18 protein-coding genes are annotated in these 22,584 nt (G+C 57.8%); 11 read left to right on the top strand and 7 right to left on the bottom strand.

From position 1 onward, the window contains the following. Nucleotides 1-22: 22 nt before the first annotated feature. Nucleotides 23-517: a leucine-responsive transcriptional regulator Lrp gene (gene lrp / locus ACQUTP_RS11875; protein WP_000228469.1), complete on the bottom strand. Its 495-nt coding sequence runs from the start codon at nucleotides 515-517 to the stop codon at nucleotides 23-25. A gap of 532 nt (nucleotides 518-1,049) precedes the next feature. Between lrp and trxB the strand changes: the two genes are divergently transcribed. The 5 genes from trxB (at nucleotide 1,050) to infA (ending at nucleotide 6,934) form a co-directional block, all read left to right on the top strand. Next, nucleotides 1,050-2,018: a thioredoxin-disulfide reductase gene (gene trxB / locus ACQUTP_RS11870; protein ID WP_043522138.1), complete on the top strand. Its 969-nt coding sequence runs from the start codon at nucleotides 1,050-1,052 to the stop codon at nucleotides 2,016-2,018. Nucleotides 2,019-2,132: 114 nt separating this feature from the next. After that, complete coding sequence (gene cydD, locus ACQUTP_RS11865; protein ID WP_048323530.1) at nucleotides 2,133-3,899, top strand: heme ABC transporter permease/ATP-binding protein CydD; 1,767 nt, start codon at nucleotides 2,133-2,135, stop codon at nucleotides 3,897-3,899. After that, nucleotides 3,900-5,621 carry a heme ABC transporter ATP-binding protein/permease CydC gene (gene cydC, locus ACQUTP_RS11860; RefSeq protein ID WP_048323528.1) on the top strand — a complete coding sequence of 574 codons (1,722 nt, stop codon included), beginning with the start codon at nucleotides 3,900-3,902 and terminating at the stop codon, nucleotides 5,619-5,621. A gap of 39 nt (nucleotides 5,622-5,660) precedes the next feature. Then, complete coding sequence (aat, locus tag ACQUTP_RS11855) at nucleotides 5,661-6,365, top strand: leucyl/phenylalanyl-tRNA--protein transferase (protein ID WP_053810603.1); 705 nt, start codon at nucleotides 5,661-5,663, stop codon at nucleotides 6,363-6,365. A gap of 350 nt (nucleotides 6,366-6,715) precedes the next feature. After that, complete coding sequence (gene infA, locus ACQUTP_RS11850; RefSeq protein ID WP_001040187.1) at nucleotides 6,716-6,934, top strand: translation initiation factor IF-1; 219 nt, start codon at nucleotides 6,716-6,718, stop codon at nucleotides 6,932-6,934. A gap of 123 nt (nucleotides 6,935-7,057) precedes the next feature. On the opposite strand, the gene clpA is transcribed toward infA, so the two are convergent. After that, on the bottom strand, nucleotides 7,058-9,337 hold the full coding sequence (gene clpA, locus ACQUTP_RS11845; RefSeq protein ID WP_004201360.1) for an ATP-dependent Clp protease ATP-binding subunit ClpA: 2,280 nt from the start codon (nucleotides 9,335-9,337) through the stop codon (nucleotides 7,058-7,060). 30 nt (nucleotides 9,338-9,367) lie between these two features. Continuing rightward, nucleotides 9,368-9,685, bottom strand: coding sequence for an ATP-dependent Clp protease adapter ClpS (gene clpS / locus ACQUTP_RS11840; protein ID WP_002896520.1), 318 nt, complete (start codon nucleotides 9,683-9,685; stop codon nucleotides 9,368-9,370). A gap of 325 nt (nucleotides 9,686-10,010) precedes the next feature. Between clpS and cspD the strand changes: the two genes are divergently transcribed. Next, a complete protein-coding gene (gene cspD, locus ACQUTP_RS11835) occupies nucleotides 10,011-10,232 on the top strand; it encodes a cold shock-like protein CspD (RefSeq protein WP_002896516.1) in 222 nt (73 codons plus the stop codon). 76 nt (nucleotides 10,233-10,308) lie between these two features. On the opposite strand, the gene macB is transcribed toward cspD, so the two are convergent. The 3 genes from macB to ACQUTP_RS11820 all read right to left on the bottom strand — a co-directional run bounded on the left by macB (nucleotide 10,309) and on the right by ACQUTP_RS11820 (nucleotide 15,166). Beyond that, nucleotides 10,309-12,249 carry a macrolide ABC transporter ATP-binding protein/permease MacB gene (gene macB / locus ACQUTP_RS11830; protein WP_080935884.1) on the bottom strand — a complete coding sequence of 647 codons (1,941 nt, stop codon included), beginning with the start codon at nucleotides 12,247-12,249 and terminating at the stop codon, nucleotides 10,309-10,311. Further along, nucleotides 12,246-13,361: a macrolide transporter subunit MacA gene (gene macA, locus ACQUTP_RS11825; RefSeq protein ID WP_004201357.1), complete on the bottom strand. Its 1,116-nt coding sequence runs from the start codon at nucleotides 13,359-13,361 to the stop codon at nucleotides 12,246-12,248. Before macA ends, macB begins: the two co-directional genes overlap by 4 nt. Nucleotides 13,362-13,507: 146 nt before the next feature. Continuing rightward, nucleotides 13,508-15,166 (bottom strand): ATP-dependent endonuclease, encoded by a 1,659-nt coding sequence (locus ACQUTP_RS11820; protein WP_048323524.1) that lies wholly within the window; start codon nucleotides 15,164-15,166, stop codon nucleotides 13,508-13,510. A gap of 419 nt (nucleotides 15,167-15,585) precedes the next feature. Here ACQUTP_RS11820 and aqpZ point away from each other — a divergent pair, with 419 nt between their 5' ends. The 4 genes from aqpZ (at nucleotide 15,586) to hcr (ending at nucleotide 20,070) form a co-directional block, all read left to right on the top strand. Then, nucleotides 15,586-16,281 carry an aquaporin Z gene (gene aqpZ, locus ACQUTP_RS11815; protein ID WP_004201355.1) on the top strand — a complete coding sequence of 232 codons (696 nt, stop codon included), beginning with the start codon at nucleotides 15,586-15,588 and terminating at the stop codon, nucleotides 16,279-16,281. 114 nt (nucleotides 16,282-16,395) lie between these two features. Continuing rightward, entirely contained in the window at nucleotides 16,396-17,295 is a 900-nt protein-coding gene (locus ACQUTP_RS11810; RefSeq protein WP_004201354.1) for a lysine exporter LysO family protein, read from the top strand. A gap of 143 nt (nucleotides 17,296-17,438) precedes the next feature. Continuing rightward, nucleotides 17,439-19,091, top strand: coding sequence for a hydroxylamine reductase (gene hcp, locus ACQUTP_RS11805; RefSeq protein ID WP_428902370.1), 1,653 nt, complete (start codon nucleotides 17,439-17,441; stop codon nucleotides 19,089-19,091). 10 nt (nucleotides 19,092-19,101) lie between these two features. After that, a complete protein-coding gene (hcr, locus tag ACQUTP_RS11800; protein WP_043522152.1) occupies nucleotides 19,102-20,070 on the top strand; it encodes an NADH oxidoreductase in 969 nt (322 codons plus the stop codon). Nucleotides 20,071-20,276: 206 nt separating this feature from the next. Here the strand turns inward: hcr and ACQUTP_RS11795 are convergent, their stop codons facing one another. Next, a complete protein-coding gene (locus tag ACQUTP_RS11795; RefSeq protein WP_064150404.1) occupies nucleotides 20,277-20,711 on the bottom strand; it encodes a DoxX family protein in 435 nt (144 codons plus the stop codon). A gap of 151 nt (nucleotides 20,712-20,862) precedes the next feature. Between ACQUTP_RS11795 and poxB the strand changes: the two genes are divergently transcribed. Further along, the gene (poxB, locus tag ACQUTP_RS11790) at nucleotides 20,863-22,581 is read left to right on the top strand and encodes a ubiquinone-dependent pyruvate dehydrogenase (RefSeq protein ID WP_285755702.1); all 1,719 of its coding nucleotides are present in this window, start codon (nucleotides 20,863-20,865) and stop codon (nucleotides 22,579-22,581) included. Nucleotides 22,582-22,584 lie beyond the last annotated feature (3 nt).

Here is a 22,584-nt window from a genome sequence, read left to right as displayed (position 1 = left end):
TCGAGTTTGCACCTGTTCCGTGTTAGCGCGTCTTAATAACCAGACGATTACTTTGCTTGACTTCTTCCATTACCACATAGGTACGGGTGTCGTTAACGCCCGGCAGGCGCAGCAAGGTCTCGCCCAGTAATTTACGATACGCTGACATATCCGGTACGCGGGTTTTCAACAGATAGTCGAAATCACCGGAAACCAGATGACACTCTTGAATTTCTTCAAGTTTTTGCACTGCGGCGTTAAATTGCTCAAACACATCCGGTGCGCCACGATTCAGAGTAATCTCAACAAATACCAGAAGTGATGCATCCAGATAATGCGGGTTGAGCAGCGCCGTATAGCCCTGAATAAAACCCTGTCTTTCAAGACGACGCACACGCTCAAGGCAAGGCGTCGGAGAAAGTCCCACCCGTTTAGAAAGCTCGACGTTAGAAATTCGCCCATCTTTTTGCAATTCATTCAGGATGTTACGATCAATGCGGTCGAGATCTTTGCCAGGGCGCTTCTTGCTATCTACCATTATTATTGTCTCTCTGTATTCCTTCCCTACTCCTGTTCCGGCTCTGTGCCTTCACTGCCAGAGCCCATCCTGTTATTACCCGTACGACATTGGGTAACCCAGGGGTACGTGAGAAGCCCGTTGCCTGACGGCAGTCACCGACATCACGCATGGCGTCTGTCCACACCATGCGTAGATTTCGTTAACCCGGATAAAAATGGCATTTGCGTGCATGAAAATTCGCCGCACGCCAAATACTGCTTTTCTTCTTCCTTGAATGTTTTCGCAAAAGCACAGGGGATTGTCAAAGCAAAACATCGATTTTTAGTACAAGATGCCAGATATTCATCATCTACCCTGGTTGATTCTCATTTTTTCGTCTTATAATTGTCCCGCCAACAGTAGAAATAGTTATATTCCTTGCCGGGAAAATCGCCAATTCATCGGCCGCTTCTATTGCACACATCGTTAACAAAATCGCTGCGCTCTTTTTTTACGACAACAAATTCCCTACAATCCCAGCCCAATGTATGCCAATTATTATGGGGATCTCATGGGCACAGCCAAACACAGTAAACTGCTTATCCTTGGTTCTGGACCTGCGGGATACACCGCGGCGGTCTATGCCGCACGCGCCAACCTGCAGCCGGTGCTGATCACCGGGATGGAAAAAGGCGGTCAGCTGACCACCACGACGGAAGTGGAAAACTGGCCAGGCGATCCGAACGATTTGACCGGTCCGCTGCTGATGGAGCGCATGCACGAGCATGCCGCGAAATTTGAAACCGAGATTATTTTCGACCATATCAGCCGCGTCGATCTGCAAAACCGGCCGTTCCGTCTGACCGGCGACAGCGGCGAATACACCTGTGACGCGTTGATTATCGCCACCGGCGCTTCCGCCCGTTACCTGGGCCTGCCTTCCGAAGAAGCCTTCAAGGGCCGCGGCGTTTCCGCCTGCGCCACCTGTGACGGATTCTTCTATCGCAACCAGAAAGTGGCGGTGATCGGCGGCGGCAACACCGCGGTTGAAGAGGCTCTGTATCTGTCAAACATCGCCTCTGAGGTACACCTTATCCACCGTCGCGATTCCTTCCGTGCGGAAAAAATCCTCATCAAACGCCTGATGGACAAAGTGGAAAGCGGCAACATCGTGCTGCATACCGATCGCACCCTCGAAGAGGTGACCGGCGACCAGATGGGCGTCAGCGGCCTGCGTCTGCGCGATACCAAAAACAGCGACAACGTCGAGTCCCTGGAAGTAGCCGGTCTGTTTGTCGCCATCGGCCACAGCCCGAACACCGCCATCTTTGAAGGACAGCTGGAGCTGGAGAACGGCTACATCAAAGTGCAGTCCGGTATCCATGGCAATGCGACCCAGACCAGCATCCCGGGCGTGTTCGCCGCCGGCGATGTCATGGACCATATTTATCGTCAGGCTATCACCTCCGCCGGCACCGGCTGCATGGCAGCGCTGGACGCTGAACGTTACCTCGACGGTCTGGCTGACGCCTGCAAATAATCTTTACAAGTCAGTAACAAAGGTAAAGAAGGCGACGAAAAGTCGCCTTTATTTTTGCCGCGATGTAACATTGCCGTGCCCAATATTCCGATAACGACACCTGCAAAGCGCGCAATGAATAAAACCCGTCAACAAGAGTTAACCCGCTGGTTAAAACAGCAAAGCATTATCTCCCGTCGCTGGTTGATGATTTCCCGCCTCCTTGGCGTGGCGAGCGGTCTGCTGATCGTGGCGCAGGCCTGGTTCCTGGCGCGGATCCTGCATCGAATGGTGATGGAGAATATTCCTGCGACCGCCCTGCTGCTGCCGCTAACCCTGCTGGTGCTGACCTTTGTGCTGCGCGCCTGGGTGGTCTGGCTGCGTGAACGGGTCGGCTTTCAGGCCGGGCAGCATATTCGCTATGAAATTCGCCGCCAGGTGCTCGACCGCCTCCAGCAGGCGGGCCCGGCGTGGATCCAGGGCAAACCGGCCGGCAGTTGGGCAACGCTTATCCTCGAGCAGATCGATGATATGCACGATTATTATGCCCGCTACCTGCCGCAAATGACGCTGGCGGCCTGCGTGCCGCTGCTGATCGTCATCACTATTTTCCCGATAAACTGGGCCGCCGCGCTGATCCTCCTCGGCACTGCGCCGCTGATCCCCTTGTTCATGGCCCTGGTTGGGATGGGCGCCGCCGATGCCAACCGGCGTAATTTCCAGGCGCTGGCCCGCCTCAGCGGCCACTTCCTCGACCGCCTGCGCGGCATGGAAACCTTGCGTATTTTTCACCGCGGTCAGGCCGAAACGGATAATATTCGCGACGCCTCGCAGGATTTTCGCCAACGCACCATGGAAGTCCTGCGCCTGGCGTTCCTCTCCTCCGGGGTACTGGAATTTTTCACCTCGCTCTCCATTGCGCTGGTAGCGGTTTATTTCGGCTTCTCATACCTTGGCGAGCTTAACTTCGGCCACTATGGCGCGGGCGTCACGCTGATGGCGGGCTTCCTGACGCTGATCCTCGCCCCGGAGTTTTTCCAGCCATTACGTGACCTGGGCACCTTCTACCATGCCAAAGCCCAGGCCGTCGGCGCTGCGGACAGTCTGAAAACGTTTATGGAAACCCCGCTGACCCAGGTGGAGCGTGGCGAAAAAACCTTAAATGACAACGATCTGATTGGCGTGGAAGCGCGCGATCTGCTGATTAAATCTCCCGAAGGGAAAGTCCTCGCCGGGCCGCTGACCTTTTCACTGCCTGCAGGCGCGCGGGTGGTGCTGGTGGGGCAGAGCGGCTCAGGGAAAAGTTCACTGCTGAACGCCCTGCTCGGCTTTTTGCCCTATGAGGGTTCGCTGAAGGTCAATGGCGTGGAGCTGCGAGAGCTGGACGCCGATCGCTGGCGTCGCCTGTTAAGCTGGGTGGGGCAGAATCCCCAGCTTCCTGCCGCCACGCTGCGGGAAAATGTGCTGCTGGCGTGGCCGGAAGCCAGCGATGCCCAGCTTCGACTGGCGCTGGACAAGGCCTGGGTGAGCGAGTTTATCGCTCTGCTGCCGGATGGGATCCATACCGCCGTGGGCGATCAGGCGGGCCGTCTGTCGGTCGGCCAGGCGCAGCGTATCGCGGTCGCCCGCGCGCTGTTGGTGCCGTGCCGCCTGCTGCTGCTGGATGAACCCGCCGCCAGCCTCGACGCCCATAGCGAACAACGGGTCATGCAGGCATTGACCCACGCCTCGACCCAGCAAACCACGCTGCTGGTTACCCATCAGCTTGAGGGACTGGCGGACTGGGATGCCGTCTGGGTTATGCAGGACGGACAGATTATCGAACAAGGCGACTACGCCACGCTGGCCCGCGCCGGCGGAGTCTTCTCGGCGCTGCTGGCCCATCGTCAGGAGGAGATTTAAATGCGCGCGCTCTTACCCTATCTGGCACTGTACAAACGCCACAAATGGATGCTGCTGCTCGGCATCGTACTGGCTATTGTGACCCTGCTGGCCAGTATCGGCCTGCTGACGCTCTCCGGCTGGTTTCTCTCCGCCTCTGCGGTGGTGGGCGTCGCCGGGATCTACAGTTTTAACTATATGCTGCCCGCCGCGGGCGTCCGCGGCGCAGCGATTATCCGGACCGCCGGACGCTACTTCGAGCGTCTGGTCAGCCACGACGCCACCTTCCGCGTGCTACAGCACCTGCGCGTCTTCACCTTCAGCAAACTACTCCCCCTCTCTCCGGCGGGGCTGGCGCGCTTTCGCCAGGGTGAACTGCTCAACCGCGTGGTAGCCGACGTCGACACCCTGGATCATCTCTACCTGCGGGTCATTTCGCCGCTGGTCGGCGCGCTGGTGGTGATTGTGGTGGTGACCTGCGGATTAAGCCTGCTCGATGTCACCCTCGCGCTAACGCTCGGCGGTATCATGCTGGTGACACTGCTGGTTATGCCGCCGCTGTTCTATCGCGCCGGTAAACCGGCCGGAGAGAGTATGACCCAGCTGCGCGGCCAGTATCGGCAACAGCTTACCGCCTGGCTGCAGGGCCAGGCGGAGCTGATGGTGTTTAACGCCAGCGACCGCTATCGCGCGCAAATGGAAAAGACCGAGCTCAGTTGGCAGGAGGCGCAGCGTCGCCAGGCCGAGCTGACCGCGCTTTCGCAGGCGCTGATGCTGTTGATCGGCGGTATCGCCGTGGTGGCCATGCTCTGGCTGGCCTCAGATGGCGTCGGCGGCAACAGTCAGCCCGGGGCGCTGATCGCCCTGTTCGTCTTCTGCGCCCTGGCGGCTTTCGAAGCCCTGGCGCCCGTCACCGGCGCTTTCCAGCATTTAGGTCAGGTGATCGCCTCCGCGCTGCGGATCTCGCAGATCACTGACCAGCAGCCGGAAGTCTCCTTCGTCGAGGGCGAGGCCAGCAAGCCTGCGCAGGTGGCCTTAGCTTTCAGGCAGGTCACCTTCCGCTACCCGCAGCAGCCCTCCCCCGCTCTGGAGAACATCTCCCTGCAGATTGCCGCCGGGGAACATATTGCTATTCTTGGCCGAACCGGCTGCGGAAAGTCGACGCTGTTGCAGTTACTCACCCGCGCATGGGATCCGACACAGGGTGAAATATTGCTCAACGATCAGCCGCTGTCCGGGCTCAGCGAAGCCACCCTGCGGCAGTCAATGAGCGTGGTACCGCAGCGCGTGCACCTGTTCAGCGCCACCCTGCGCGACAACCTGCTGCTGGCGGCGCCTGAGGCTGATGACACTCTGCTCTGCGCCACCCTTGAGAAGGTAGGCCTGGAAAAACTGCTGGAAGATGGCGGACTCAACGGCTGGCTGGGCGAAGGCGGACGCCAGCTTTCCGGCGGCGAACTGCGCCGGCTGGCCATTGCCCGCGCGCTGCTCCACGATGCGCCGCTGATGCTGCTGGACGAACCGACAGAAGGTCTGGATGCGGCCACCGAAAGCCAGATCCTGCATCTGCTGGCGGAAGTCTTACGCGAGAAAACCGTGCTGATGGTCACCCACCGCCTGCGAGGCCTGGCGCGTTTTAATCAGATAATAGTCATGGACAACGGCCAGATAATTGAGCAAGGTAGTCACGCGGAGCTGCTCGCTAAACAGGGCCGGTACTTCCAGTTTAAACAGCGTCTGTAGGCTATTATCTAATTTTTGCTGATGCGTATTGAGGTTAAAATGCGTCTGGTTCAGCTCTCCCGGCATTCTATCGCCTTCCCTTCTCCGGAAGGCGCCCTGCGTGAACCTAACGGCCTGCTGGCGCTCGGCGGCGATCTGAGCCCCGCGCGCCTGCTGATGGCCTATCAGCGTGGTATTTTTCCCTGGTTTTCCCCCGGCGACCCGATCCTCTGGTGGTCGCCCGATCCCCGCGCGGTGCTCTGGCCGGAACAGTTCCATCTCAGCCGCAGCATGAAGCGCTTTCATCAGCGTTCGCCCTACCGCGTCACGCTCAACCACGCCTTTGGCGAGGTGATTGAGGGCTGCGCCAGCGATCGTGACGAAGGCACCTGGATAACCAGCAGCATCGTTCGCGCCTACCACCAGCTGCATGAGCTGGGGCATGCCCACTCCATTGAAGTCTGGCAGGAGAATACTCTGGTGGGGGGAATGTACGGCGTGGCACAGGGGGCGCTGTTTTGCGGTGAGTCGATGTTCAGCCGGGCGGAAAATGCCTCCAAAACCGCGCTGCTGGTATTTTGCCAGGACTTTGCGCAGAGCGGCGGTAAATTAATTGACTGTCAGGTGCTGAACAACCATACCGCATCATTAGGCGCGGTGGATATTCCCCGCCGCGATTATCTGGACTATCTGTCAGTATTACGCAGCTACCGTCTGCCCGAGCGATTTTGGGTACCGCGGGTGCTATTTCCGGGCGGACAATAAAATGTTTTCAGCACATTTTGCGTCAGGATGGTATAATTGCGCGGTAGAGTAGCTTCTGCCTGTTGCCCCGCCGCCGTTTGGGAATAATAAGAGTCAGATAACGCCCATCGTTCTGTCACTCCCCTTTACGTTTGCGCCTGTCACGCGGCATGGCCGTGTGTGTCCCGGGCAATGCGCCAAAACTACTTCGGCGATTCATACCCGTCATATTTCCATTGCCGGCGTGCTGACTGCGCGCCTTGCGGCAAGGTGAATGATTCAGGGTAGACACGTAAAACTTTACTTACATGATGAACTTCGGCATTATCTTGCCGGTTCAAAACTACGGTAGTGATACCCCAGAGGACTAGATGGCCAAAGAAGACAATATTGAAATGCAGGGCACCGTACTTGAAACGTTGCCTAACACTATGTTCCGCGTAGAACTGGAAAACGGTCACGTGGTAACCGCGCATATCTCCGGTAAAATGCGTAAAAACTACATCCGCATTCTGACGGGCGACAAAGTGACTGTTGAGCTGACCCCGTACGACCTGAGCAAAGGCCGCATTGTCTTCCGTAGTCGCTGATTGTTTTCGCCCTTAAGGCGTCAGATGCTGAAGGCCGGGATAATTCCCGGTCTTTTCATTTCTACCGCCAGTTGGCAAAAAAAAACCGGCCCCTGGCCGGTTTTTTACATTGAAGATATCGCCTTAATGGGCGGCTTCCGGTTTGTGCTTCGGCGCGCTCTGGAAGTCGTAGGTCAGCGTATTTTTCGCGCTGTCCAGAGAGACCGTCACCTGCCCGCCGTCGACCAGCGAGCCAAACAGCAGCTCGTTCGCCAGCGGTTTTTTCAGGTTGTCCTGAATGACGCGTCCCATTGGACGTGCCCCCATTGCCCGGTCGTAGCCTTTTTCCGCCAGCCAGTCGCGCGCTTCCTGGCTGACTTCCAGGGAGACACCTTTCTGATCCAGCTGAACCTGCAGCTCGACGATAAACTTGTCGACAACCTGATGGATCACCGTGGTGGAGAGGTGATCGAACCAGATGATGTTGTCGAGACGGTTACGGAACTCCGGCGTAAAGATCTTCTTGATCTCATCCATTGCGTCCGGACTGTTGTCCTGCTGGATAAGGCCAATCGATTTACGCTCGGTTTCCCGCACCCCGGCGTTGGTAGTCATCACCAGCACCACGTTGCGGAAGTCCGCTTTACGTCCGTTGTTATCGGTCAGCGTGCCGTTGTCCATCACCTGCAGCAGCAGGTTGAACACGTCCGGATGCGCTTTTTCGATCTCATCGAGCAGCAGCACCGCGTGCGGATGTTTTATCACCGCATCGGTCAGCAGCCCGCCCTGGTCGAAGCCGACGTAGCCCGGAGGCGCCCCGATTAAACGACTGACGGTATGACGTTCCATATATTCGGACATATCAAAACGCAGCAGCTCAATACCCAGCGCCTTCGCCAGCTGCACGGTCACTTCGGTTTTCCCCACCCCGGTCGGCCCGGCGAACAGGAATGAACCCACCGGCTTGTGCTCATGGCCCAGCCCGGCGCGCGCCATCTTGATGGCTTCCGTCAGCGCCTCGATGGCCTTATCCTGACCAAAGACCAGCATTTTCAGTCGATCGCCAAGGTTTTTCAGCGTATCGCGATCGCTGCGGGAGACGCTCTTCTCAGGGATCCGCGCAATGCGCGCCACCACGGACTCGATATCCGCCACATTGACCGTTTTCTTACGCTTGCTGACCGGCATTAAGCGCGCCCGCGCCCCCGCCTCGTCAATTACGTCAATCGCCTTATCCGGCAGATGGCGATCGTTAATGTATTTCACCGCCAGCTCAACCGCCGCACGCACCGCCTTGGCGGTATAACGCACATCGTGGTGCGCTTCGTACTTCGGCTTCAGGCCGTTGATAATCTGGACGGTCTCTTCCACCGACGGTTCGGTAATATCGATTTTCTGGAAACGGCGGGCCAGCGCACGATCTTTTTCAAAGATGTTGCTGAACTCCTGGTAAGTGGTGGAGCCAATCACCCGGATCTTGCCGCTGGAAAGCAGCGGTTTGATCAGGTTAGCCGCATCGACCTGGCCGCCAGACGCCGCTCCCGCACCGATGATGGTGTGGATCTCATCAATGAACAGGATGCTGTTGGTATCCTGCTCCAGCTGTTTCAGCAACGCTTTAAAGCGTTTTTCAAAATCGCCACGGTATTTCGTCCCGGCCAGCAGAGAACCAATATCAAGCGAGTAGATGGTGCAGTCAGCCATGACTTCCGGCACATCGCCCTGCACAATACGCCAGGCAAGGCCTTCGGCGATGGCGGTTTTACCGACGCCGGATTCCCCCACCAGCAGCGGGTTATTTTTACGCCGACGGCACAGCACCTGAATGGCGCGCTCCAGCTCTTTTTCACGGCCGATCAGGGGATCGATGCCGCCAACGCGAGCAAGCTGATTGAGGTTGGTGGTGAAGTTTTCCATACGTTCCTCCCCGCCGGCTTGCTCTTCATTGCCAGGCTGGCTTCCGCTGTTATCGGAAGACTGGCTCGGCTCATCTTTGCGTGTACCATGAGAAATGAAGTTCACCACATCGAGTCGGCTCACTTCATGTTTACGCAGCAGGTAGGCGGCCTGCGACTCCTGCTCGCTGAAAATGGCCACCAGCACGTTGGCGCCGGTCACTTCGCTGCGGCCAGAAGATTGCACGTGGAAAACGGCGCGCTGCAGCACACGCTGGAAGCTCAGCGTCGGCTGGGTGTCGCGCTCTTCTTCCGTGGCTGGCAGGACGGGTGTGGTTTGTTCGATGAAGGCTTCAAGTTCCTGACGCAATGCCACCAGGTCCACTGAACACGCTTCCAGGGCCTCACGGGCCGAGGGGTTGCTTAGCAGAGCCAGCAGCAAGTGCTCGACGGTCATAAACTCATGACGGTGCTCGCGCGCTCTGGCGAAAGCCATATTTAAACTGAGTTCCAGTTCTTGATTGAGCATAGGCACCTCCCCCAATTTTCATGCCTGAATTCAGGCTTTTTCCAGCGTACACAGCAATGGATGCTCGTTCTCCCTCGCGTACTGATTCACCATAGCGACTTTGGTCTCCGCCACTTCCGCGGTAAACACGCCACAAATCGCCTTACCTTCATAGTGAACCGTGAGCATCAGTTGCGTTGCACGTTCAACATCATAAGAAAAGAATTTTTGTAACACGTCAATAACAAACTCCATTGGAGTGTAGTCATCATTGACCAATATCACTTTATACATAGATGGCGGTTTAATCGCATCACGAACTTCGTCGTCAACCAGGTGCTCGAAGTCCAGCCAATCTCTCTTACTCATCGTCAGTGTTCATCATCGGTTGCTGTTGCCAACAGGCGGAGGCCTGTCGATGACCAGAGGTTATGCTCATCACAAATCTACAACAGATCATAGATAACTATCATCTATCGCTTCTATCCGCGACGGCTGTCACATTCCCCGGCAATAGCGTTAACTGCTTCAAATTTTGACGCATTTTTCGCCGTTCCCCCTCCTCAATCGCTTGACGCGTTTTCGTATTTCTCTAAATTGTAGTGGCGAGAGTTGGCGAGCAATTGAACAACTCGTCACTCCACCACCGGTTCATTCCATCTTACTAATAAAGATTTACGAAGGATGTCGAAGTATGGAAATGGGTACTGTTAAGTGGTTCAACAATGCCAAAGGGTTCGGTTTTATCTGCCCTGAGGGCGGCGGCGAAGACATTTTCGCCCATTACTCCACCATCCAGATGGATGGTTACAGAACGCTAAAAGCCGGACAAGCCGTTCGGTTTGATGTTCACCAGGGGCCAAAAGGCAACCACGCCAGCGTGATCGTCCCTGTGGAAGCGGAAACGGCTGCATAACTCTTTTGCTTCATTGTGTACATCCTGCTAATAAAATGCCAGTCCTTCTGACTGGCATTTTTATTTCTCATCCCGACTACTCCCGCGCCAGGGCATCCACCGGATCGAGCCGCGCCGCATTGCGCGCCGGCAGCCAGCCAAACAGCACCCCGGTTAACGTCGAACAGAGAAACGCCGTCACCAGCGCCAGCGGCGAAAAACCGATCTCCCAGCCCGGGAGAAACAGCTGAAGAATAAACGCGATCATCAGCGACAACGTTACCCCCAGCGCGCCGCCGACCAGGCAAACCAGCACCGCCTCGATGAGGAACTGCTGCAGCACATCGCTGGCCCGCGCGCCAACCGCCATGCGGATGCCGATCTCCCGCGTCCGTTCGGTCACCGACACCAGCATAATATTCATTACGCCAATCCCGCCGACCACCAGGGCAATCACCGCCACCAATGTCAGGAACAGCTGTAAGGTATGTGTGGTCCTTTCGGCGGTTTTCAAGACGCTGTCCATATTCCAGGTGAAGACATCTTTTTTACCATGCCGCAGCTCCAGCAGACGCAGCAGCTGTTTCTCTGCGGTTTCACTGTCGTAGCCTTCATGAACGCGCACAGTGATGGAGTTCAGCCACGACTGGCCCATCACTCTTCCCGCAATGGTGGTGTAAGGCAACCAGACGCGGAGAATTTTACTGCTGCCGAACATCGACTGCTTTTCATCCGCAACGCCAATCACCGTGGCCGGCATATTACCCACCAGGATCACCTCGCCCACCACTTTCGCTTTATTGGGAAACAGCTGGCGACGGGTATTGCTGTCGAGCACCACCACCTGAGCCCGGCTGTTGAGCTGCAGTTCATTGAAGGTATTGCCCTCGCTGAAGGTCATGCCGTAAACATTAAAGTACTGCGGCCCGACCCCTTCCGCGCTGGCGGCAACGTCAATATTGTTGGCGCGCAGGCGCAGGCTTTTTGACACCGCCGGCGTAGCGGAACGCACCCACGGCTGTTTCTGGATCGCCAGCAAGTCGTCATACTTCAGCGCCTGTTGATAGCGCGGGTCGTCATCGCCAAAATCCTTGCCAGGGTAGACGTCAATGGTATTGGTGCCTATCGCGCGAATATCCGCCAGCACCATTTGTTTGGCGGCATCGCCCACCACCACGATCGACACCACCGAGGCAATCCCGATAATAATGCCGAGCATGGTCAGCAGGGTGCGCATTTTATTCGCCGCCATCGCCCGCCAGGCCATGACCAGCGCCTCGCGAAAGCCGCTGGTAAACTGACGCCACGCCGAGGGCTCCCCATGCTGACGGGCGCGCAGCCCGCCGCCCTGGCGGCTGGCGGGCGGGTTGCGGACGATCTCGCCATCGCGGATCTCAACGATCCGCTCCGCCTGAGCGGCAACCTGCGGATCGTGGGTAACAATGATAACCGTATGGCCCTGCGCTTTCAGTTGATGCAGGATCGCCATCACCTCTTCGCCGGAATGGCTGTCCAGCGCGCCGGTCGGCTCATCGGCGAGGATCACTTCCCCACCATTCATCAGGGCGCGGGCGATACTGACCCGCTGCTGTTGGCCGCCGGACAGCTGCGACGGCTGATAGTCGGCGCGATCGCCAAGCCCCAGGCGCGCCAGGAGCTCATGCGCGCGCGCCAGGCGCGCCCGCCGTTCACTGCCGGCATACACCGCCGGCACTTCGACGTTCTGCGCGGCGGTCAGATGCGACAGCAGGTGATAGCGTTGAAAGATAAAACCAAAGTGCTCCCGCCGCAGACGGGCCAGCGCATCGCCATCCAGCTGTGCAATATCGGTTCCCGCCACCCGATAGGTGCCGCTGGTGGGTTTATCAAGGCAGCCAAGGATGTTCATCAGCGTTGATTTACCCGAGCCGGAGGCGCCCACGATCGCCACCATCTCCCCGGCATGGATACTGAGGGTGATCCCCTTGAGGACCTCAACGCTGCCGTCGCCGGAAGGATAGCTGCGACGAATATCACGCAGCTCGAGCAGGGCCGTCATTTTGCCGCCCCGCTCGCGCTCTCGCCGACGATTACCTCATCCCCTTCTTCAAGACCCTGTACCACCGCGACGTCGGTATCATTGCGCGCGCCAATGACAATCTCACGCTCTTTGACCTCACCGGTACGCAACAGCCGGACGTGGTAGCGGTTATCACCGACCGCATCACCCAGGGCGCTCAGCGGGATGGTGATCACGTTCTTCACCTCGGCCAGTTGGATATGCACCTGCGCGGTCATGTCGAGGCGCAGAATTCCCTGCGGGTTCGGGACCTCGAAGCGGGCATAATAGAAGATGGCGTCGTTGACTTTTTCCGGCGTCGGCAGAATGTCCTTCAGCTTGCCTTCATAGCGAGTTAGCGGGTCGCCCAGCACGGTAAACCACGCCTTTTGTCCCGGTCTGAGGTGGATGACATCCGCTTCGGAGACCTGCGCTTTCACCAGCATGGTGCTGAGGTCCGCCAGGGTCAGAATGTTCGGCGCCTGCTGGGCAGCGATCACCGTCTGTCCCTGCAGGGTAGTAATTTGCGTCACTTCACCAGCCATCGGCGCCAGGATCCGCGTGTAGTCGAGGTTGGTCTTCGCCGTGTCGAGCGTTGCCTGGTTGCGCTTAATTTGCGCTTCAATGGTGCCGATTTGCGCCTGTTTCACCGCCAGGTCGGTGGCCGCGGTATCGAGGTCTTGTCGCGAGACCAGCTGGCGCTGCGCCAGCTGCTGCTGACGGGCCAGGGTCACCTGCGCCAGCTTACTCTCCGCGCGCGCCTGATTGAGCTGGGCGCGCAGCTCCATCAACGTCGCCTCCACCTCTTTGATCTGGTTTTGCGCCTGCTCAGGATCGATAACCCCCAGCAGTTGGTCCTTTTTGACCTTATCGCCGATATTCACGTGCAGCGTCTTCAGCTGTCCGCTGACCTGGGCGCCGACGTCAACTTTTCGCAGGGCATCCAGCTTGCCGGTGGCCAGCACGCTCTGCTGGAGATCGCCTTTGCGCACCACCAGCGTCTGGTAGTGCGGTAGCGGCGCATTGAGGATCCGCCATCCCCAGACAGCCAGACCCAGCACAACGATCGCCAACAGCCACCAGACGGTCCTGCGTTTTCCCTTAACTTTCATATTCCGATTCCTGCTGTTTCCCTGCCGCTCCAGGCGGTGATTCTATCGAAACCCGTCGGCAACAGGACACCCATTTTTCGCGCCAATGATGTTTTGTTTAGCTGCCGGAGAGCTTTGCGCCGCCGAAATTCCCGACGGCGAAGAGATTAATCAGCGCGACCGCGGGCCAGCCACAGTACCCGCGAGAACATTTTTTTCAGCAGCGTCGGCACAGCGTCCACCCCACGGCGGCCGGCTTCCATTGCCACCTCAATCGCCAGGTCCGGCTTGGATGAGCGATGGATGGCCTTGGTGATCACCCGCCGCATATTCATGGGCACATTATCCGGGATCTGCGCCACCCGGTGGTAAACGTCATCAAATCCCTGACGATACATAAAGTGTTCCATATCCAGCGCCGGCAGAGCGGTCAGATGGTCGCGCTCCAGCTCGCGATCGTTATTCAGCAGACCGCGTACGGTCGCGGCATATTTTTTTCCTGCCTCATCGCCATCCACCAGCACGTGCCACTGGATCCCCATCCGGCGGGCGAATTTGATCAATGGCTTCAGGCCCGACTGGGCGAATTCAATCACTTTCACCCCTTCAGCATCAAAATGATGGCCGCACTGGCGGGCCAGCTCGTTGATAACCCAGGTTTCCGTCTCCCCCTCCACCAGCAGCCAACAGCGGGCGAAGAGCGATGAGGCGCGATTGAAGCGGATGTGAAAGGCAATGCGTCGACTCTCTTCGGCATTCATTCCGCCCGGCCCCAGCCGCCATGCCGACACCCGCGCCGATTCACGCACCAGCCGACAAACCTGCTCCACCGGCGTCAGGGACAGCAGCTCTCCGGAGTTGGTGGTGGTCACACGCTGCAACGGCAGCAAATTCAGCAGATGCCAGGCGACGGAGAGCATGATCGGGTGCAGGCGGGTCTCGGGATCCTCAATCAACAGCAGCGGCCGCGCGTCGCGATCGAGGCGCACCGTCCCTTTCGCCTGCAGCAGGGTAGCAAACAGCCCCAGCAGGATCACCCGATGGCTGCGCCCGCCGGGCTTGTCGATCATGCGGTTGATAATATCCAGGTAACGCCAGCTACGCTGCTCATCATGGGAACGTCGACGCATCAGGCGATGTCGCGTCTGGGCGCTGCTTTGCTCGGCAAAGTAATGCTCCAGCAGCTGCACCATGGCCGACAACCCCTGACGGATCTGACCGTCGGATAAATTTTGCGGGTGGCTGACCAGTTCGCGGGACAGAAAATCCAGCTGGCGGGCGGTGATCTCAATCTGCGGCGAGTGCGGTACCGTTCCGTTATGAATGCGCCGCATAAAGCGCGCGTCGCGCAGGCGCAGCACCGGCATCAAACGCACCAGGTGTCTGGCCAGCTCATCGATATCCTCCAGCACCAGCGCTTCGCCTTCGCCATCGATAAAACTGCGCAGGGTCATCACGCTATCGTCATCGGCGAGTTCGCCTTCCAGGCGGTAGAAGACCCGGTGATACCCGTCATCACAGGGCACCCAACAGCGCTGAAGCGGACGGAAACGCCGCACCCGATGGCGCCCCGGCTCGGTTTCACGAAAGGTCAGAATAATATGCAAATGGTGCTCGCGCCCCTGGATGTCGCCTGCGGGAAACCAGAAGTCATCGCGGACAAAGTGATAAAGATCGAACTCTGGCGACAAAAGCAGGGTCAGCGCATCAAGCAGACTGGACTTCCCCCACGCGTTCTCCCCGATCAGGACGTTATTTTGCTCCAGCATCAACGACAGACGATTGATACCGCGAAAACCGACGATTTCTACGCGCTCAAGAAGCATATCCCCTCCGCTACACCACCACTCTCCTTCAGTAATCAACAGTATAGCGAGGGCGGCGGCAAGATGACACTCCGCTTAATCACCTCTGCGCATCCTATTCGGGAGATTAAATATATTCATAAAATTACGCACTTATCGTCTATTAACGGCTATTGATTATTCATCAAACAAAATAGTTTTATTTCAGACGTTATGTTCTACACTATTGATAATCTTGGATGGATATAGGAAGAGTTAAACTGGCAAACGCAATCCCTTCACCTTGCCCTAAATCAAATAATATCAATATATTTAACTGGCTCTGGGATGGCGATTATCTCTAGAATAACGCCGCTTTATTTTTATCGTCGTCCCTTATCACGATAAATAAAGACCGGCACGGTCCGCTCGTGCGCGTATACATTTAAATTGAGGTGGTTATGTTCAGAAAATTAGCAGCCGAATGCTTCGGCACCTTCTGGCTTGTATTTGGCGGCTGCGGTAGCGCCGTACTTGCCGCAGCATTTCCCGAGTTGGGTATCGGTTTTGCCGGCGTGGCGCTGGCATTTGGTTTAACCGTATTAACCATGGCGTATGCGGTTGGCCATATTTCCGGCGGTCATTTCAACCCGGCGGTAACCTTAGGCCTGTGGGCCGGTGGTCGTTTCCCGGCGAAAGAGGTCATTGGCTATATTATCGCCCAGGTGGTCGGCGGAATTATTGCCGCCGCGGTGCTGTACGTGGTGGCCAGCGGTAAAGCCGGATTTGATGCCGCCGCCAGCGGCTTTGCCTCAAACGGCTATGGCGAACACTCCCCGGGCGGCTTCTCTATGCTGTCGGCTATCGTTATTGAAATCGTACTGACCTGCGGCTTCCTGCTGGTTATCCATGGCGCTACCGATAAACACGCGCCTGCGGGCTTCGCGCCGATCGCTATCGGCCTGGCGCTGACTCTCATCCATTTAATCAGCATTCCGGTCACCAACACTTCCGTCAACCCGGCGCGCAGCACCGCGGTGGCGATTTTCCAGGGCGGTTGGGCGCTGCAGCAGCTGTGGCTGTTCTGGGTCATGCCGATCGTCGGCGGGATCCTTGGCGGCGTGCTGTACCGCACTCTGCTGGAAAAACGCGATTAATCCTTTCTAAGCCCGGGTCTCCGGGCTTTTTCTTTCTGGCGACAGCTTTACTCGGCCCGGCTATTTGGGTAGTGTCATGAGCGCTATTCTCATCATGCAAGGGCTGCATCGTTCATGTTCTCGGGACTGTTCATCATTCTGTTGCCGCTGGTCGTCGGCTATTTACTGCCTCTTCGTCACTCCTCTGCGCTAAAACTGATTCACCGGATGCTGAGCTGGATTGTCTATGTGATCCTCTTTTTTATGGGTATCAGCCTGGCGTTTCTCGACAATCTGGCCAGCAATCTGCTGGCGATATTGCATTACGCCGCGGTGAGCGTGGTCATCATTTTACTGTGTAATATTACCGCTCTGCTGTGGCTGGAAAGAAAAATGCCCTGGCGCAGTCTGCATCGTCAGGAGAAATTACCCTCGCGCCTGGCCATGGCCCTGGAATCACTCCAGCTGTGCGGGGTGGTGGTCCTCGGTTTTTTGCTTGGCCTGACCGGCCTGCCTTTTTTACAACACGCCACCGAAGCCAGCGAATATACGCTGATCTTTCTCCTGTTCCTCGTCGGTATTCAATTACGCAATAATGGAATGAGTCTGCGACAAATAGTCCTTAACCGCCGGGGAATGATCGTCGCCGTGGTGGTCACGATCAGTTCATTACTCGGCGGCATCCTCAACGCCTTTATTCTGGATTTGCCGCTAAAGACCGGTCTGGCGATGGCCAGCGGCTTCGGCTGGTATTCACTCTCCGGTATTTTACTGACCGAATCCTTTGGCCCGGTAATCGGCAGCGCGGCGTTCTTCAACGACCTGTGCCGCGAGCTGCTGGCCATCATGTTAATTCCGGGCCTGATTCGCCGTAGCCGCTCCACGGCGCTGGGTCTGTGCGGCGCCACTTCCATGGACTTCACCCTACCGGTGCTGCAGCGTTCCGGCGGCGTGGAGATCGTCCCTGCCGCTATCGTGCACGGTTTTCTGCTGAGCCTGCTGGTCCCGATCCTGATCGCCTTTTTTGCCGCCTGAGTAGGCGCTGGCGGCAGACTTCCTGCCGCCAATTTTGCGCTAAATCAATCTCCCTTTAAGTTGTATCAGAAATACCTTTTCTCCTCACGCGCTCGGGCATAACCTTAAACATGTATATCAAATATAACTTTAAAGGTGTGACCATGTTTTGTGTGCAATGTGAACAAACCATTCGTACCCCGGCCGGCAACGGCTGCTCTTACGCGCAGGGGTTGTGCGGTAAAACAGCGGAAACCTCCGATCTACAGGATCTGCTGATTGCGTCACTGCAAGGCCTCTCCGCCTGGGCGCTTAAGGCCCGCGAATATGGCATTATCGATCATGAGGTCGACAGCTTCGCCCCCCGCGCCTTCTTCTCTACGCTAACTAACGTCAATTTCGATTCTCCGCGCATCGTCGGCTATGCCCGTCAGGCGATTGCCATGCGTGAGGCGCTGAAAGCGCAGTGCCTGGACCTTGATGCCAGCGCCAAAGTTGACAGCCCGGTGGCCGACCTGCAGCTGGTCGGCGACGATCTGGGTGGCCTGCAGCGTCAGGCGGCAGACTATGCCCCGAATAAAGATAAAGCCGCTATCGGCGAGAATATCCTCGGCCTGCGCCTGCTGTGCCTGTATGGTCTGAAAGGCGCTGCGGCTTATATGGAACACGCCCACGTGCTCGGCCAGTACGACAACGCCATTTACGCCCAGTACCACAAGATCATGGCGTGGCTGGGCACCTGGCCTGCGGATATGAATGCGCTGCTCGAATGTTCGATGGAAATCGGCCAGATGAACTTCAAAGTGATGAGCATCCTTGACGCCGGCGAAACCACGAAATATGGCCACCCAACGCCGACTCAGGTCAACGTAAAAGCCACCGCAGGTAAATGTATCCTGATCTCTGGCCACGACCTGAAAGATCTCTACAACCTGCTGGAGCAGACGGAAGGCACCGGCGTCAACGTCTATACCCACGGCGAAATGCTGCCGGCGCACGGCTATCCGGAGCTGCGTAAATTCAAACATCTGATCGGCAACTACGGCAGCGGCTGGCAGAACCAGCAGGTGGAATTCGCCCGCTTCCCGGGCCCCATCGTGATGACCTCTAACTGCATCATCGATCCCACCGTCGGCGCTTACGACGATCGCATCTGGACTCGCAGCATCGTCGGCTGGCCGGGCGTGAACCACCTGGAAGGCGAAGACTTCTCCCCGGTCATTGCCCAGGCGCAGCAGATGGCGGGCTTCCCGTACAGCGAAATCCCGCATCTGATCACCGTCGGCTTTGGCCGTCAGACCCTGCTCGGCGCGGCGGATACGCTGATCGATCTGGTCAGCCGTGAAAAACTGCGCCATATCTTCCTCGTCGGCGGCTGCGACGGCGCGCGCGGGGAACGTAACTATTTCACCGATTTTGCCACCAGCGTGCCGGACGACTGTCTGATCCTGACGCTGGCCTGCGGTAAATACCGCTTTAACAAGCTGGATTTCGGCGATATCGAAGGCCTGCCGCGTCTGGTCGACGCTGGTCAGTGTAATGATGCCTATTCGGCGATTATTCTGGCGGTCACGCTGGCGGAAAAACTGGGCTGCGGCGTCAACGATCTGCCGCTGTCGCTGGTGCTCTCCTGGTTCGAACAGAAAGCGATTGTCATCCTGCTGACGCTGCTGTCTCTCGGCGTGAAAAATATCGTCACCGGCCCGACGGCGCCGGGCTTCTTCACTCCGGATCTGCTGGCTGTCCTCAATGAGAAGTTTGGTCTGCGTTCCGTGACCACCGTGGAACAAGATATGCAGCAGCTGCTGAGCGCGTAAGGAGTCCCTGATGACCATGCCAACTTCGCAATGCCCGTGGCGGATGCAGGTTCACCACATTCACCAGGAAACCCCGGACGTGTGGACCCTTTCGCTGCTGTGCCACGATTACTATCCGTATCGCGCCGGGCAGTACGCCCTGGTCAGCGTGCGTGATTCCGCGGAAACGCTGCGCGCCTACACCCTCTCCTCCACGCCGGGGGTCAGCGAGTATATTACGCTGACCGTTCGCCGCATTAACGAGGGTGCGGGTTCACAATGGTTAACCCACGAGGTCAAACGCGGCGATTATCTTTGGCTGTCCGATGCGATGGGCGAGTTTATCTGCGACGATAAAGCAGAAGATAAATTCCTGCTGCTGGCCGCCGGCTGCGGGGTGACGCCGATAATGTCGATGCGCCGCTGGCTGGCGAAGTACCGCCCGCTGGCAGACGTGCAAGTGATCTATAGCGTTCGTTCGCCGGAGGATGTGATCTTTGCCGAGGAGTGGCGCAACTATCCGGTTACCCTGGTGGCGGAGCACAACGCAACGCACGGTTTTGTCGCCGGCCGTCTGACCCTGGAGCTACTGCAGAGCGTGCCGGATATCGCCAGCCGCACCGTGATGACCTGCGGGCCAGCGCCGTATATGGAGAAGGTTGAGCAGGAGGTGGCCGCCCTGGGTGTCACCCGCTTCTTTAAGGAGAAGTTCTTCACACCGGTGGCAGAGGCCGCCACCAGCGGGCTGAAATTCACCAAACTGCAGCCGGCGAGAGAGTTTTACGCGCCGGTGGGCACCACCCTGCTCGAGGCGCTGGAGAGCAATCAGGTGCCGGTGACCGTCGCCTGCCGCGCCGGCGTCTGCGGCTGCTGCAAAACCAGAGTCGTTTCCGGGGAGTATAGCGTCACCAGCACCATGACGCTGACCGAAGATGAAATCGCCGACGGCTATGTGCTGGCCTGCTCCTGTCACCCGCAGAGCGATCTGGTTCTCGCCTGAGGTCAAAATCCCCGGTGGCGCTACCGCTTACCGGGGCTACAGCGCTGTGCGATTTGGTAGCCCGGAGAAGGCGCAATGCGCCGCCTCCGGGAAAACCCCTGGCGACAATAAACTCTCAGGCGACATGAGATAAACGCTTTCCCGGACTGAAAAGCGGCCAACCGACAACAGTATCGACTTTACGCCCCAGGACGAATGAGGCATTTTTACCGCCAAACCGACTGACCGGCCAGCGAGTAACGCCCGGCGCCCAAAAGCGCAATCGCCAGCGCGCCAACAAAGAAATAGACCAGATTCTCGATCGCCCACGCCCCCACCGCATCAAGCGCAAATGTCTTGCCGAGACCGACCATCAGCCACGCCACCACCATGGTGAAAGCCAACACCAGCGCCGCAGGGCGCGTCAGGATGCCGACAATTAACAAACAGGGGGCGACCACTTCCCCCGCCAGCACACCGTAGGCGATAAACCCCGGCAACCCCTTCGCCGCCAGCATCCCGCTAATGCCGTCCACGCCATCCAGCAGCTTGTGCAAACCGTGAAACAGCATTAACCCACCGACGGCGAGTCGTAACAAGAGTTTACCGGCGTCTTCATGCGACAGCGTTCTGTTTACTGCGTTTAACAATCCCTTAACCATTTGATGTGCTTCCTGTTTTACACCCTGTGAGATCCCAGAGTATGCCCAATGCTTCAGCAATAAAACCAGCAAAAAATTGAGGGCAATCGGCAACGTAAGCTGCAGTTTCATCTAAGCTTGAAGGCGTTATCAAAAAAAGGAGATGGAGATCATGAAACAAACCGTGGCCGCATACATTGCCAAAATGCTGGAACAGGCCGGCGTGAAACGTATCTGGGGCGTCACCGGCGATTCCCTCAATGGATTGAGCGATAGCCTGAACCGCATGGGCACCATCGACTGGATGGCCACCCGGCACGAAGAGGTTGCCGCTTTCGCCGCCGGCGCGGAGGCGCAACTGACCGGTGAACTGGCGGTCTGCGCTGGTTCCTGCGGACCGGGTAACCTGCATCTGATCAACGGTCTGTTTGACTGTCACCGCAACCATGTCCCGGTGCTGGCGATTGCCGCCCACATCCCATCCAGCGAGATTGGCAGCGGCTATTTCCAGGAGACCCATCCCCAGGAGCTCTTCCGCGAATGCAGCCACTACTGCGAGCTGGTCTCCACCCCGGAGCAGATCCCGCAGGTGCTGGCGGTGGCGATGCGCAAGGCGGTGATCAACCGCGGCGTTTCGGTGGTGGTGCTGCCCGGCGACGTGGCGCTGAAGGCGGCCCCGGAGAGCGCCAGCAGCCAGTGGTATCATGCGCCGTTGCCGACGGTCACCCCGGCGGAAGAAGAGCTGCGCAAGCTGGCCCAGCTGATCCGCTACTCCAGCAATATCGCGCTCATATGCGGCAGCGGTTGCGCCGGCGCCCACCAGGAGCTGGTGGAGTTCGCGGCGAAAATTAAAGCTCCCATCGTCCATGCGTTGCGCGGTAAAGAGCATGTGGAGTATGACAACCCGTATGATGTGGGCATGACCGGGCTGATTGGCTTCTCTTCTGGCTTCCACACCATGATGAATGCCGACACCCTGATCCTGCTCGGCACCCAGTTCCCCTATCGCGCCTTCTATCCGACCGACGCCAAAATTATTCAGATCGACATTAACCCCGGCAGCATCGGCGCGCACAGTAAGGTCGATATGGCGCTGGTGGGCGACATTAAATCAACGCTGAAGGCGCTGCTGCCGCTGCTGGAAGAGAAAACCGATCGCCGCTTCCTCGATAAGGCGCTGGAGCACTATCGCGACGCGCGAAAAGGACTCGACGATCTGGCGAAGCCCAGCGAGAAGGCGATCCACCCGCAATATCTGGCGCAGCAGATCAGCCATTTTGCCGATGAAGACGCCATTTTCACCTGCGATGTCGGCACCCCGACCGTCTGGGCGGCACGCTATCTCAAGATGAACGGCAAACGCCGCCTGCTGGGTTCATTCAATCACGGCTCCATGGCCAACGCCATGCCGCAGGCCATTGGCGCCAAGGCCACCGCGCCGGAGCGTCAGGTGGTGGCCATGTGCGGCGACGGCGGGTTTAGCATGCTGATGGGGGATTTTCTGTCGCTGGCGCAGATGAAGCTGCCGGTGAAAATTATCATCTTTAACAACAGCGTGCTGGGTTTCGTGGCGATGGAGATGAAGGCCGGGGGCTATCTCACCGACGGCACGGAGCTACACGACACCAACTTCGCCCGCATCGCCGAAGCCTGCGGGATTAAAGGTATTCGCGTTGAGAAAGCCTCCGAGGTGGATGAAGCGCTGCAGACCGCCTTCCGCACCGACGGTCCAGTGCTGGTCGACGTCGTGGTCGCCAAAGAGGAGCTGGCGATCCCGCCGCAGATCAAGCTGGAGCAGGCGAAAGGCTTTAGCCTGTATATGCTGCGGGCGATCATCAGCGGGCGCGGCGATGAAGTCATCGAACTGGCGAAAACCAACTGGCTCAGGTAAAAC

This window comes from Klebsiella sp. 2-CIP_Kleb. (genome assembly GCF_050378715.1).
Lineage (GTDB): Bacteria > Pseudomonadota > Gammaproteobacteria > Enterobacterales > Enterobacteriaceae > Klebsiella > Klebsiella quasipneumoniae.
This window is presented reverse-complemented; position numbering and strand designations above follow the sequence as displayed.

Bases quoted from the DNA above. Each gene is read 5' to 3' on its own strand.
- lrp (WP_000228469.1), bottom strand. From the start codon at position 517: ATGGTAGATAGCAAGAAGCGCCCTGGCAAAGATCTCGACCGCATTGAT.
- trxB (WP_043522138.1), top strand. From the start codon at position 1,050: ATGGGCACAGCCAAACACAGTAAACTGCTTATCCTTGGTTCTGGACCT.
- cydD (WP_048323530.1), top strand. From the start codon at position 2,133: ATGAATAAAACCCGTCAACAAGAGTTAACCCGCTGGTTAAAACAGCAA.
- cydC (WP_048323528.1), top strand. From the start codon at position 3,900: ATGCGCGCGCTCTTACCCTATCTGGCACTGTACAAACGCCACAAATGG.
- aat (WP_053810603.1), top strand. From the start codon at position 5,661: ATGCGTCTGGTTCAGCTCTCCCGGCATTCTATCGCCTTCCCTTCTCCG.
- infA (WP_001040187.1), top strand. From the start codon at position 6,716: ATGGCCAAAGAAGACAATATTGAAATGCAGGGCACCGTACTTGAAACG.
- clpA (WP_004201360.1), bottom strand. From the start codon at position 9,337: ATGCTCAATCAAGAACTGGAACTCAGTTTAAATATGGCTTTCGCCAGA.
- clpS (WP_002896520.1), bottom strand. From the start codon at position 9,685: ATGAGTAAGAGAGATTGGCTGGACTTCGAGCACCTGGTTGACGACGAA.
- cspD (WP_002896516.1), top strand. From the start codon at position 10,011: ATGGAAATGGGTACTGTTAAGTGGTTCAACAATGCCAAAGGGTTCGGT.
- macB (WP_080935884.1), bottom strand. From the start codon at position 12,249: ATGACGGCCCTGCTCGAGCTGCGTGATATTCGTCGCAGCTATCCTTCC.
- macA (WP_004201357.1), bottom strand. From the start codon at position 13,361: ATGAAAGTTAAGGGAAAACGCAGGACCGTCTGGTGGCTGTTGGCGATC.
- ACQUTP_RS11820 (WP_048323524.1), bottom strand. From the start codon at position 15,166: ATGCTTCTTGAGCGCGTAGAAATCGTCGGTTTTCGCGGTATCAATCGT.
- aqpZ (WP_004201355.1), top strand. From the start codon at position 15,586: ATGTTCAGAAAATTAGCAGCCGAATGCTTCGGCACCTTCTGGCTTGTA.
- ACQUTP_RS11810 (WP_004201354.1), top strand. From the start codon at position 16,396: ATGTTCTCGGGACTGTTCATCATTCTGTTGCCGCTGGTCGTCGGCTAT.
- hcp (WP_428902370.1), top strand. From the start codon at position 17,439: ATGTTTTGTGTGCAATGTGAACAAACCATTCGTACCCCGGCCGGCAAC.
- hcr (WP_043522152.1), top strand. From the start codon at position 19,102: ATGACCATGCCAACTTCGCAATGCCCGTGGCGGATGCAGGTTCACCAC.
- ACQUTP_RS11795 (WP_064150404.1), bottom strand. From the start codon at position 20,711: ATGGTTAAGGGATTGTTAAACGCAGTAAACAGAACGCTGTCGCATGAA.
- poxB (WP_285755702.1), top strand. From the start codon at position 20,863: ATGAAACAAACCGTGGCCGCATACATTGCCAAAATGCTGGAACAGGCC.